Annotated in this window: 8 protein-coding genes and 1 CRISPR repeat array; of the genes, 1 reads left to right on the forward strand and 7 read right to left on the reverse strand. The window is 52.1% G+C overall.

Annotated features, from left to right (window positions below; genetic code table 11):
• Positions 1-120 precede the first annotated feature (120 nt).
• The 6 genes from cas4 to cas3 all read right to left on the reverse strand — a co-directional run bounded on the left by cas4 (position 121) and on the right by cas3 (position 8,988).
• Positions 121-726 (reverse strand): CRISPR-associated protein Cas4, encoded by a 606-nt coding sequence (gene cas4 / locus LKE08_RS26935; RefSeq protein ID WP_324707382.1) that lies wholly within the window; start codon positions 724-726, stop codon positions 121-123.
• Positions 727-805: 79 nt separating this feature from the next.
• On the reverse strand, positions 806-1,612 hold the full coding sequence (cas6, locus tag LKE08_RS26940; RefSeq protein ID WP_324707383.1) for a CRISPR-associated endoribonuclease Cas6: 807 nt from the start codon (positions 1,610-1,612) through the stop codon (positions 806-808).
• A 4-nt stretch (positions 1,613-1,616) separates the two neighbouring features.
• The gene (gene cas5d, locus LKE08_RS26945) at positions 1,617-2,372 is read right to left on the reverse strand and encodes a type I-D CRISPR-associated protein Cas5/Csc1 (protein WP_324707384.1); all 756 of its coding nucleotides are present in this window, start codon (positions 2,370-2,372) and stop codon (positions 1,617-1,619) included.
• 507 nt (positions 2,373-2,879) lie between these two features.
• Positions 2,880-3,872, reverse strand: a complete 993-nt coding sequence (gene cas7d / locus LKE08_RS26950) for a type I-D CRISPR-associated protein Cas7/Csc2 (protein WP_324707385.1) — start codon at positions 3,870-3,872, stop codon at positions 2,880-2,882.
• Positions 3,873-3,907: 35 nt separating this feature from the next.
• On the reverse strand, positions 3,908-6,838 hold the full coding sequence (gene cas10d, locus LKE08_RS26955; protein ID WP_324707386.1) for a type I-D CRISPR-associated protein Cas10d/Csc3: 2,931 nt from the start codon (positions 6,836-6,838) through the stop codon (positions 3,908-3,910).
• Positions 6,839-6,849: 11 nt separating this feature from the next.
• Positions 6,850-8,988: a type I-D CRISPR-associated helicase Cas3' gene (cas3, locus tag LKE08_RS26960; RefSeq protein WP_324707387.1), complete on the reverse strand. Its 2,139-nt coding sequence runs from the start codon at positions 8,986-8,988 to the stop codon at positions 6,850-6,852.
• Between the two features lie 667 nt (positions 8,989-9,655).
• Here cas3 and LKE08_RS26965 point away from each other — a divergent pair.
• On the forward strand, positions 9,656-10,585 hold the full coding sequence (locus tag LKE08_RS26965; protein WP_324707388.1) for a WYL domain-containing protein: 930 nt from the start codon (positions 9,656-9,658) through the stop codon (positions 10,583-10,585).
• A gap of 222 nt (positions 10,586-10,807) precedes the next feature.
• Positions 10,808-11,669: direct repeats of the CRISPR family, unit length 37 nt; unit sequence CTTTCAAACCAATGAATCCCGGCAACGGGATTGAAAC.
• 2 nt (positions 11,670-11,671) lie between these two features.
• On the opposite strand, the gene LKE08_RS26970 is transcribed toward LKE08_RS26965, so the two are convergent.
• Positions 11,672-12,319, reverse strand: a complete 648-nt coding sequence (locus tag LKE08_RS26970) for a GNAT family N-acetyltransferase (protein ID WP_324707389.1) — start codon at positions 12,317-12,319, stop codon at positions 11,672-11,674.
• Positions 12,320-12,482: the final 163 nt, after the last annotated feature.

Here is a 12,482-nt window from a genome sequence, read left to right on the forward strand (position 1 = left end):
CTTTGATTGATTCTCCCCCCTTTCCAAGGGGGGCTGGGGGGGATCTTCTGTTTCTTATCAATGGGAAACGATCCCCCTAAATCCCCCTTAAAAAGGGGGACTTTTAGTAATTCTCCCCCCTTAAAAAGGGGGACTTTGAGTGGACGAGACGGGTTGGCGCAACAGCTTGACTTCCTTCGGCAAACAGATCCCCAATAAACTGCAATCCCGGCATTTTTTGGAATTGCGAATTGGGGGCGGCATCGCGCCATCCACACTCTCGCGGGAAAGGGCGATCGCGCTTTCGGTCATCTGTCGCAATTCGGGGGTGAAATCGACCCGCTGGCGGCGGCGGTTTCCGTGGTAGAATATCTCGCCGTAGGGAATGGAAACGGTCAGCCGTTCTTCCAAACATAACGTCGCCGCGCAGAGTTGGAAATGGTCGTTTAAATGTTGGGAAATTCGACCTTTTTTATATTCCAAAGGAATCAACTTATTTTCCCGTTCTTCTACCGCGTCAATAATACCGTTGACTTTGAGGCGATCGCTCCAAACCCACTGCTGGCGGCGGATGAGGGTATCGCCTTGGTGGCTTTCTCCCGGTTCGTTGATGTTGTCGTGCAGATATCGCCCCATCAAAATATGTTCGTTATCCGCCATTTCTCCGAGGACATATTCCCAGTAAAATCGCCGGGGGCAGTATTCCCAGGCATTCAAATATGCCAGGGGCAAATAATCGTCATTCACGATAAATACTCCAATTTTTAATAATTTAAAATCGCGTAGCACAAGCTTCTAGCTTGTGATGACAGGCAGGATGCCCGTGCTACTTGTGGGGTTTGGGAAGCTGAACTTTCGCCTGTCCCATTCCCATTGTGGTTTTGCGGCCCACGCCGGAAAAGAAGGCGAACCGCGCCAAAATTGAGGCAATTTGCGCCTGTTCTTCGTCCGGGAACCGATAGCGAATCCAACCTTGGGCGCCGATTTCTCCCCCGCCTTCCAAGCGCAAAGCGTGGGTTTTTAACTCGTAGGCAGACACCAAACCTTCCCACTCCACTTCGGAAAAATGCAGGGCTTCCGGCGCGAATTGGTTCCAGCGGCGGTGCAGGCTGGAAAAGACCAGTTCCGGCAGTAGAAAGGTCTGGATTTTATCTTTCTGTTTGAAACTGGTGGGGGAGTGAAACATTAACTGAATGGTGGGTTTGATGATGGGAGATTGTGCTAAACTTTCATAGGAGGAAGATTCCGCCAGGGAATGGCTGTCGCGAAACATGGAAAATTTGGTGGCGACGAAGGGGAATTTTCCCAACACAATTTCCTGGGTTTCCCAGCGTTCGATTCCCGTCAATAGGGGTTGAATAATTGTTCCGTCTATGATGCCAATGCGGAAGTAAAAGCGATCGCCCGCTTGGGTTTTGGGTTGGCGGCGATTTCCCATCAATCCGGATACGCTGAGGGGGGAACTTTGGCCGGCGTGAATCCGTTCGGACAACTGCGGATCGCCCAATTGTATCCACTTCAAAATCTGGGCGTGGATGGCGCGTCCGAGGGTTGCAGGGGGGTGGCCGCTTTCCATCGCGCTGAGTTCGACGACGATGGATTGTAAGGGGTGGGAGTTGAGAAAAATAGCCAATATTTTAGCCTCCGTAACGGGTATTGTTGGGAAGATAAACGGTTTTTTCCAGTTCGGGAAATTGTCGCCTGAATTCATCCCAGGTTTCCCCCTCCAGTTGCCAATAATCGCCCTCGATTTGGGCTTGGGCGACCAAACTGACGGGGGGCATGACGATGCGATCGTACAGTTTGAGTTGCTGCTGGGGCGGCAAGTCGATGGGGTTGAGGGGGTGGCGGCAGACGTAGGTTCCCGATCGCGATTTTAAGGCCGTTTCGGGAATGGCGGCGGCGGTGACTTTGGTTTTTGCCATCCATTTTCCCAGCCGTATCCAGCGGGGAATCTCGAAGGATTCGGGGGCGATCAAAAAGGTGCAATATTCGCTCCCGACGGCCAATTCTTTGGCGCGTCCGTAGTTGATCGGGTAGTTGCGATCGGCCCCTTTTTCCCCGAATTGTTTGGATTTTCCATAATAGGCGGTTTGGGCTGCTTTGAAGGTGTTTATTTGATAAGACCACCGCAGGGGAAAGGCGGGGAAAATGTAGAGGTTGTCGGAGTTGAGGGAAATCAAATTTTGTTCGCGATCGCGGTTCAAATAGGAGGGATTTTGGGCGCGATCGCCCTGCAAGTGATAGGGCAGGGGAATGTAAAAACCGCTAAAAAAGGCGTAACTGAGCGCCCAATTGTGCAGGTATTTCTCGGTTTCGTAGAGAATTCCCATTTCCCGAGTCGCGAAAAAAACGTTATCGTGCAAGGTTAATCGACAGTAATATAATACCATGATTTTGATCTCATTAGGGCATTTTGGGGGCAGGCAACCGGAGGATATTTTGGCAAGCAACCGGAGGATATTGTAGCAGGCAACCGGAGACGGTTGCCCCTACATTCCCATCAGAAATTCGTGGGGGCAGTGCCTCCGTGCCTGCCTTCAGCTTTTTTGAGTTTTGGGAGGCAACCGGAGGATGTTTTAGGAGGCAACCGGAGGATGTTTTAGGAGGCAACCGGAGGATATTTTGGCAAGCAACCGGAGGATATTGTAGCAGGCAACCGGAGACGGTTGCCCCCACATTCCCATCAGAAATTCGGTGGGGGCAGTGCCTCCGTGCCTGCCTTCAGCTTTTTTTGAGTTTTAGGAGGCAACCAGAGGATGTTTTAGGAGGCAACCAGAGGATGTTTTAGGAGGCAACCGGAGGATGTTTTAGGAGGCAACCGGAGACGGTTGCCCCCACATTCCCATCAGAAAATCGTGGGGGCAGTGCCTCCGTGCCTGCCTTCATTTTTTAAGATGCTATTTTCTCCCCTTCTTCTTAGTCCCCGAATTCGCGCCGTACATTTGCGCGTAGGTTTGGGTTTGTTCGTAGAGGGTTGACATCACCTCTGTGAGGCGGGTTTCGTCCTGGTAAATGGCGGAAACTTCCCGCAACAGTTCGTCAAGTTCCGAACCCATAAATTGGTGAGAAATTCGCACGGGTTCCTCCTGCAATAGGCGATCGATGACTGGGCTGGCTTGTCCCCGAATGTCGGCAATTGGGGCGTATAAATCGGACTTAAAAACGTCATAAAGTGCCTGGGTGAAATAGAGATTGCTGAAAATTTCCCCGTCGGCGAAGATGATGCCCAAAATGTGATTTTTCATCGTTCCCGTGCGGGACTCCTGGGCGCCATAGCGGCGGGTTCGCAGCAGGTTTCCCAGCATATAGATAAATCCTTCGTAGGTGGAATCTCGCAGGGATTCAACCGTCGGAAATGTCACTTCCGGCAGGACGTGATCTAACTCGTTGATCGCCGTTCGCATTTTTCCCCCTTCGCTCATTGTTCCCCCTTCCGAGGGGGCGTTAAACGTGAAACTGCGGTGGGATTGTTCGTAGGGGGTGAGGGAAAATGCCGAGTCGGAATAGACTTTCGATCGCTCCGAACCGCTGTCGCCGATCGCAAATCCGTATAAAATACAGTCGGGGCATTTTTTGCAGGAATTTTCGCCATTGTATTGGCAGTAATTCTCCGCATCCGGATCGTCGCTGGTGAGGTTGAGCGATCGCAACAATTCCCGCCCCGACAGCCGTTCGGGGGTGGTTTGTTTCCGTTTGAACAGCACCAGGCGGCTGATGTTATCCCGGGTTTCCAACCCAGCTTGGGTGCGGGCGGTATTCAGTACGCCATCGGTTTGGAAAACGGGGAAAGATTGGCTGTGTCGCAGCACCAGAAAATGGATGTAATTGCCGGAGGCGATGCGGGGAAAATGTCCGAGTAATTCGTCGGCAATTTTTTCTAACAGACTCATGTCGGTGATACTCCAAATTGTGAAAGTTGACAACACTATTTGACAGTGGGTTGGGTGGCCGCCGTTTTTTCCTGCAACGCCAGCCAGCGGTAGGCGAATTCCGCACCGGATTTGATCCGGTTGCGGTTTTCCTGCAACAGGGCGCGATCGCCCCGATAGAGCCCGCCGAATAAATCCTCGACGCAGGTTTTCACAAACTGGTGGATCGCCCGCAATTCTCGTTCCTGGCGGGTGGCGATATCGAGGGATTTATCCATCAAAATGGGGCGGGTGTAGGGGGGTTGGCGATCGATGGCATCTTTCAACTGTCCGGCGGCTTGCAAAATCAGATCTTCTGTTTCCACCTGGACGGGAACCGAAAGGATGGTTTCCAAGGTTTTAGAAAGGGGCAGTAAAATCGCGTGGCTGGAGTCGGAGACATTGACGCGATAAAAACTGCGATAGTCTTCCACAATTCGAGAAATCAGTTGCAATTTTTCTTCCATGTTTGTATTTCCTTTAGACCAAATTTGTGCGAAATTCCAATAGCGTTTCACCTCGTCTGGATAGGGCTCCCGCTTGTGCCGTCGCAACCCCTCGGCGGCGATCGCAAACAGGTTTAAAACATCGGTCATCACCTCCCGAACCGTGCCGTTAAACGCCTGCCAGCGGGCATCTGGGGGGTTGCTGCGGTTGTCGAGGTGGAGGCTGTAGGCCACCAGCAACCGGGCCAGCACCCCGTCGAGTTCCTGGACCCGCACCGATGTCGGACAGTGCAAAAGCGACCAAAACCCCGCCGGACCGTCGAGCACCACGGAGGCCAAAAATTCGCGATCGCCGTCATACAGCGGGACATTGCTGGCCGTCGCCACCACCCGCACCCCCAACAGCCGCGAAAGTGCGATCGCCAAAAATGCCGGCTGTATCCACGCTTCCGTTACCGTCGAGCCCCGAGTTGTGGTGTAAAGGGTCGCCATAAAGGGCAAATCTGGGGAAGAATATCGGGGTTTCGCCGTCCGTCCGGCTTCCGGTTTTTCTAATAGCAACTGCGGATTTTGCAAACCTTCAAAATCCATCCCCCCTTCCAGCCAAACTTTGCGGATATCCCACAAATTGATCGACTTAAATTGTTCCACCAAACGGCGGATCGCCTGGGCGACTTGGGGGGCGTAAACGTAGGCCGGAAAAATGTACAGAAAAACCGGGTGCGACTCTTCAAATTTGCCCGCCCGCGCCGACCATAACGCCTGCCTCAGCAGCATTTCCAGCGCCCAAATTTTGGAAATACCCCGCTTGATTTGTCGTCCCCCCAGGGGATTTTTATTGCTGTACTGTTGGGGTTTGAACAAGACCACGGAATCGAGTTGTTTTTCCGAGGGAAACTCGCCCCCACTCAGGGAACAGATGGGGTGTTTTGCAGATTTGGTTTTTGCCTTGGTGTAGGTTTCTAACTCCTGGGAAAAATCGGGCAGTTGGGTTTCCCAGCCCGAGACATCTAAATAAGAGTTTAGATAGTCTTCAAACACCGATCGCGTCGGACTATCATGTTCCGGAAATAGCTGATTTTCTTCCGCCCACTCGACCAAATTTTCCGCCAGTTTTCCCATAAATTCGATTACCTGATGGTCGTCAAATGTGGCGTGTTTGGCAACCCACAACGCCGCCGCCCGATACCAGCCGTAATTCACCCCGCCGATGACGATTTGGATGTCTTCCGGAGTCAGGCGATCGCCCACTTCCAAAGCTTCCAATATCCAGGGGACGAACGCCTCGCACTGGGGGAAAAATTCCCGCTGCACCAACAGGATCAATTCGGCGATGCGATCGCTCCGCAAATCCGCCCCCCGTTGCAATTCCTCCCGTTCGGATTGAGTCAATTTGCCGTTATCCAGCAGTTTATCCAGTCGTTTGGGAGTCGCCGGATTTTTGGCATTTTTGACCTGGGATTCGATGACGGTGGGAAGCTGCAAAATCAGTTGACTAGACGGCAACAGTTCCGAGGTTTGGGGGGAAATTTTCAACCCCTTGCCGTCCCGCTTGAAGCCGATCTCACCCCCTCCCATTCTATCAGAAAGCAGGGCGCTGATCTGTTCCCAAATGAAATTATTTAAAGATACGCGATCGGGGGATTCATATTTTTTGGGAGCCAAATAAACCACACCTTGGGCAAAGTAAATCAGCGGTTGCCAATCCAATTGTTCGGTGTAATAAATGGTGGCGTTGTGGATGCCGTTGGTGAGGATTCCCAAGGTGTCCCGCAGGCGGTGATAAACCAAGGTTTTTGAAATACCTAAAAATTTCAAATGTTCCCGTAGGCGATCGCCCCCTTTTTCTGTTATAATATCCCCAGGATCGTTGAGATGGACGGCAATATCGCCGAACGCCAAAAGATAGCGAAGGGGATGTGTCAACCGCCGCGAATCTGGCAGTTTAAATTTCGGCCAATTATTGGGTATCGGATTCGTGCCACATTTGAATTGCGTGTTTTGTGCCAAAAAACCGATATCGGAAAGATAGGATTTCCAGTCTTGCCAAAACTCGGAAAAATTGAGGGTTTCCCCCATCGCTTCGCAGAGGGCGAGGATTTCGGGGATTTCGTAGGCTTTCGGCGCCGCCTCCCCGTCCCCGTTGCAATATTTATTGTAGTCGTGGAGGGTAATTCCCAGACAGAATAGGCACTTTTCAATATCCGATAAAACGATATTGTTCCGTTCCGCCAATGTCCACCCGATTAACAAGGCATTCAGGACGTGGACGCAGAGATTTTGATCGGGTTTTTGACTCCATTGTTTTGATTTATCATCCGCGTATGAATCTCCCTGTTTCAGCAACATTTCATAATGAAACAATTCCGCACCGCCGAGGGCAGAAACGCCCCCAAATTCCCGTTCCATCGCGGGCAATATCGTCTCGAAATACCGGCTTAAAATCGGATCGCAGTCCTCCGGCAAGGTTTCGATCAATAAGGTTTGTAATAAAGTAGCCATGCGGCAAACCCTCAGAAAATAATCGACTTCGGTTGTTGGCGACAAAACTGCCGCAGCCGCCATTTCAACGCCTCCAATAACAAGGCATCTTGGTTGAAAGCGCAGGCGTAGGCTTGCCCCCCGGCATCCGTAATGCGGTACAATCCAAATAGGGGACTGAGACGCAATTTTCGGCTGACATCCCAATGGCTTCCGGGTTTATTGCGATCGACGGGAACGAGAAACGCCAGCAACTTGCGACGCTGCAAACAACGACTCACCTCGGGTTGGGGATGTCCCGCAATTGACAATTTATCCAACAGGGACAATTCGCAGGGGTTTAACTCGTCGCTATCTCGGTTGGTTTTGAGTTCTAAATTAATCCGTTCTTCCACCCATTCTAGCACTTTCAGATAAACTTGGATGTAAGTTTCGGGAAAGGAGAAATCGCTGTAACCGGCGGTTTTTGCCGCCTCCAAAAACGTTTCGCGATCGCACAATTCCACCGCCACATAGGGCAACAACCGCAGCAGATCGTAAGTGTAAAACCGCGACTCCTCCCACACCGCCGCTTGCAGGCTGCTACCCCCCCGAAACCGCAACAATTCCCTTTGAGTCGCCTTGCCGACGGGATCATTTCCCATGCCATACCAGCGTTTTTTTGCCCCCTCCAACCGTCCAGGATACACCCGATCCAAGTCCGCTGTCATGCGATCGCGCACCGTTTCACCAACTTTACCCTGCGTCATTATCGCCAACATTCCCTGGGCTTGAAGCGGCCCCCATTGCTGTCGATATTCCGCGAAGGATTTGGGGGCTTCAAAGGCTTCTATAATCGCCTCCTGGAGTTGCAATCGCTCCACAGGTTCCTCGGGTTTTATCGCCTCTTTCAACCTCTCCATCACCCAAGGCGTGCGGCCGGGAATCAAAATAAAAGCGTGATAATCCGAGAAGCCCGGATGTCTCCCCAACCGCCCCAACCGCTGGATATTTGTAGCAGCATCCCCACTTTCAAACACCAACAAATGGATGCGAAAATCCACCCCCACATCCACCGCAGAAGTCGCCACAATCAACACCGGCTGGGATGCCGTCTGCAACTCCTCCTGAAGCCTCCGGCGGGTGCGGCGATCGATGCGGCCGCTGATTTCCCGAACCGACACCCCCGGCAGGGCTTGCGAGAGTTTTTCCACCACCCGATTAACCGAGGCGATCGCATTCAGAATAATCAACCCCCGGCCGCGATTTTCCGCTGTCAAAAGGGCTTCCAACATCGGGGCGGACTCCGCCAGCCAATCGACAGAATTTCCCTCGCTTAAATTGACAAACTCCAAATTGACAGGTTGTAAAATTTGGCGATATCCGGGTTTTTCTTTACCGCTGTAAACGCCATCAATTTCCGCAATATTAAAATCCGCTTTTCGCAACTGTTCGATAAAGTCCGGTTTCGGCGTTGCCGAAGTGAATAAAAACCGGCGGGGACGCTGCTGGGTGCGGCGGATGTAGGTCAAACTGTTGAGGGCCGCAGCCTCTTGGTGGGGGCCAAAAATATGGAATTCGTCGAACACCCACAAGTCCGGCCACTCGGCGAGAATCAGGGGCAATTGGGCGCGATCGATAGCCGGATTGATGTAACGGTGGTGGATCATTAAATGGAAAATATCCGGGTTTGTAAGCAATACCGGACGGTGATAAATTGCCGTCAGCAACTCGTCAAATTTGCGACTCGACTCTTCCCGCACCCGGCGGTTGAGTTCCTCCCCGTAGAGGCGATCGATCCGAGTTTCCGCATCCAAATCAAACAATTCGTGATACACTTGTTGTTGTCGGGTTTGGTCTTCCACCAGTTCGACGGTCGGGTACAAACCCATCATCCGCATTTCCGGATTGAGCAAACTGGGCAGGCTCCCGCCCAGGGATTTTCCGTCCCCCGTGGCGCCTTTATTGAAGATGACTTCCGCCTCCCCGGACATGACGGCGGCGTAGGTTTTCGCCTGGTGGGAGGAGAGGGGACAGGCGCAGCCCGGAGGGGGTTTCAGCTTCGGCGCCCGCTGGCGGATGCGGCAGCGGGCGCCACACTTCAAGGGGCAGTTTTCCGAGCCGGTGTTGAGTTCTGAGAATAGGGGTTTGAGTTTGACTTTCACCGGTTTGATTGATTCGATATTTTCCATGTTATGACCCCGACTCAGAAAGTTGAAGTCAATATATGACAACAACTCGTCGAGCCATTCCAAAAACAGGTAGAACGGGCATCTTGCCTGTAAACGAGTCCACTTGAGTGGACTTTTGCTATTAGCCTTGAAATTGATTTCAAGGCGGGTGTGATGGGCAAGGAAAATTGATTTCCCGGCCGGTGTGATGGGCAAGGAAAATTCATTTCCAAGCCGGTGGGATGGGCAAGGAAAATTCATTTCCCGGCCGGTGGGATGGGCTCGGCGGGTGCGATCGCAAACCGTTTCCCAACCCGAATCGCCATTGTCCGGTAGCCAACATCACCCGCTTGGGAATCAATTCCCCACCTCATCACCCGCTTGGGAATCAATTCCCCACCTCATCACCCGCTTGGGAATCAATTCCCAAGCTAATAGCGAAAATCCTCTTAAGAGGATTGAAGAGTGTGGCGGGGTGCGATCGCCCCCCAACAACCTTCATTAGTCCACTTGAGTGGACTTGTGCTATTAGCCTTGAAATTGATTTCAAGGCGGGTGTGATGGAGACGGAAAATTGATTTCAAGGCGGGTGGGATGGGCAAGGAAAATTGATTTCAAGCCGGGTGACGGGCTCGGCGGGTGCGATCGCGTAAAATTGGATCGGGTAGCGTCCTTTTAATTCGGGTCCGTGCGTTACAGTCACATTGCCCTCGCTTTGGAAGTGCTCAGGCTTTTGGCGGAAAAGCCCTACAAGCGAGACGATCTCATCGCCGCCCTCGACAGTTTTTTCCGACAAGGCGACCGGCACCAAAAGCTGAGTCGGCTGATGCGGGAACTGCGGGACGATTGCGGGTTCGCGATCGAAAGTGCCCCCTCGCGTCCCTACAAATTGATCGAGTCCAACTTTCCCGTCATCCTCTCCCTCCCCCAGCGGCAGACCTTATATATGGCCGCGAAATTGCTCGACAGCGTTGGGTTTTCCACCCAAGGGGAACAACTGCTGCGGTTAGGGCGGTTGAAGGCCTCCGACGCCCCGCCGGATCTGAAACCGGATTTTTGTCCGCCGGCGGACTACGGCGAGGAACGTCTCAGAACGATCGCGGATCAACTCCAGGACCGCTGTGCCCAACAGGAATGCTACGCCATCCGCTATTGTGGCAGCAGTGGCAAGATCTCCCAGGTGGATTTAGACCGCTCGGAATTTCGCCTTCACGACGGGATGTTGTACCTGTTCGCCTTCGTCCCGGACTATAAGAGGTCCCACCCCGTCGAACAAAATAGCATCTTCCGAATTGACCGCATCGAAAAGGTGGGGGAGCCCTCCGGTATCCGTTGGAAGCGATCCTTTTTTCCCTCCCTCAAAATTCGCTACCGGATGAGCGGCCCCCTGGCCACCTACAAACCCCGCCGCGACCATGAAAAGGTGGTGGAACGGAACCGCGATCGCAACTATCAGATCCTCGAAACCCGCGAAGATCAACTGTTCTGGTTCCGACAGCGCATCCTCCACTACGGCAAAAATGTCCGGGTACTCGAACCCGAGTGGCTGGCAGACCGGTTGCGGGAGGAGTTGAGGCAGGCCTATGAAAATTATCTGCAACCCCTCGACTCGGAGTAGGGGATCTGTGATATGCTAATACCATACAAAATTTGGCGGACCGAAGCTCGGTCGATTTCCCCGGGGGGTCCGCCAAATCGCCAGAACCTCGACAACTGAATACTTTCAGCGTTTTGGGTTCCGGCGGATGGGCGATCGGCGATGGCTGAAACGCCCATTCGCGATCGGGTCCGCCAAAACCGGCTCTGGAAACGCCCATTCATCGGGGTTACAGAGGATGGACTTTCAAACCAATGAATCCCGGCAACGGGATTGAAACTACAGCTTAAACTTCACGTCCATGTAGCCTTTTTTTGCTTTCAAACCAATGAATCCCGGCAACGGGATTGAAACTGTGCTTTCGGGTTTTTCTCCAAAAGTTTCTTGTTAAACTTTCAAACCAATGAATCCCGGCAACGGGATTGAAACCCCTAAAACTCTGGCAAAGAATAGCATCGCCCCGGCGCTTTCAAACCAATGAATCCCGGCAACGGGATTGAAACATTCCGAAATGCCTCCCCAAACTCTACATTAAATCGCTTTCAAACCAATGAATCCCGGCAACGGGATTGAAACATTGAATTTTCCAAAAATAACTCGTTCGTCCGCAGGACTTTCAAACCAATGAATCCCGGCAACGGGATTGAAACATCGCGGCATTCCGAGCCGGGGGACTCTCCGAATGGCGCTTTCAAACCAATGAATCCCGGCAACGGGATTGAAACTTGTCTTATCAATTTGTTCGTCGCTGATATCCCAATTAAACTTTCAAACCAATGAATCCCGGCAACGGGATTGAAACACAGCAAACATCGAGAAGCTAGGAAGTCCTGGCTATGCTTTCAAACCAATGAATCCCGGCAACGGGATTGAAACCTTCAGTGGAACCCACCGCAATACGGGCAAACCCCGCGCTTTCAAACCAATGAATCCCGGCAACGGGATTGAAACGTTCAAACGGGATTTATCAATTCTCCAATCCTCTCTATCTCTTTCAAACCAATGAATCCCGGCAACGGGATTGAAACCGTTGTTGAAGGCAATCAAAGCCAACTACATTCTTGAAGACTTTCAAACCAATGAATCCCGGCAACGGGATAAACCTAGCTAAACCAAGTCAATTTCTTCTGGAATATCCTCGATCCAATTGAAAATCGGTTCGTCCGGATGGCGGCGATAAACCTCGACGTACAATTCCCGTATCAATTGTTGAACGGTGGTTTTGGATAATGTATTGCGATCGCCCCAAAGAATGACCATCAACATCATTTCCGTGGCTTGACTGCCACCGTCCAAAGGCGGTAAAATATAGACGATATCTCCGAGAATTTTCGCGCCAAATCGCCGATAAAATCCGATCCGGCGTTCTTTTAATTCGCGATCGCCCCCAAAATCCGGATGCTCGACTTCCAAAACCAACGACTTCGACTCCCGTTTCGCCCCATCGATAATATATTGCAAAAATCGGGAGCCGAGTTTGAGGTTTCTAAACTGCGGGTTTGTCGCCAAATAACCCAACAACAGAAAACCCGATATCGGCAAGGGTTCGACAATCGACATCAGCGCCAATTCCCCCTGATAATAGCCCGCCCAAAGTTGAGTCCGTCCCGATGCCACTGCTGACTTCACCCGAGGGATGGGGATGCGTTCCCGGGGCGGAAACGTGTCTCGATAAAGTGCGATCGCCCTTTCAAAATCCGGGTGGGCGACATCTGGAATGAGTTTAAATTCAACTTCGGTATCGGTAGGCTGCATGGGACGTTGATCGGTTAAATATGATGATTGGCGATCCCCCTAAATCCCCCTTAAAAAGGGGGACTTTGAATCCTTCTCTTCCCTTGCTCAGAGGGACTTTGAATTCTTCTCCCCCCTGACTCCCCCCTGACTCCCCCCTGACTCCCCCCTGACTCCCCCCTTT

The organism is Lyngbya sp. CCY1209 (assembly GCF_035615495.1).
GTDB lineage: Bacteria > Cyanobacteriota > Cyanobacteriia > Cyanobacteriales > Microcoleaceae > Limnospira.

What these genes read in the sequence shown, in the direction of transcription:
- cas3 (WP_324707387.1), bottom strand. Translation starts at nt 8,988, where the DNA reads ATGGAAAATATCGAATCAATCAAACCGGTGAAAGTCAAACTCAAACCC.
- cas10d (WP_324707386.1), bottom strand. Translation starts at nt 6,838, where the DNA reads ATGGCTACTTTATTACAAACCTTATTGATCGAAACCTTGCCGGAGGAC.
- cas7d (WP_324707385.1), bottom strand. Translation starts at nt 3,872, where the DNA reads ATGAGTCTGTTAGAAAAAATTGCCGACGAATTACTCGGACATTTTCCC.
- LKE08_RS26970 (WP_324707389.1), bottom strand. Translation starts at nt 12,319, where the DNA reads ATGCAGCCTACCGATACCGAAGTTGAATTTAAACTCATTCCAGATGTC.
- cas5d (WP_324707384.1), bottom strand. Translation starts at nt 2,372, where the DNA reads ATGGTATTATATTACTGTCGATTAACCTTGCACGATAACGTTTTTTTC.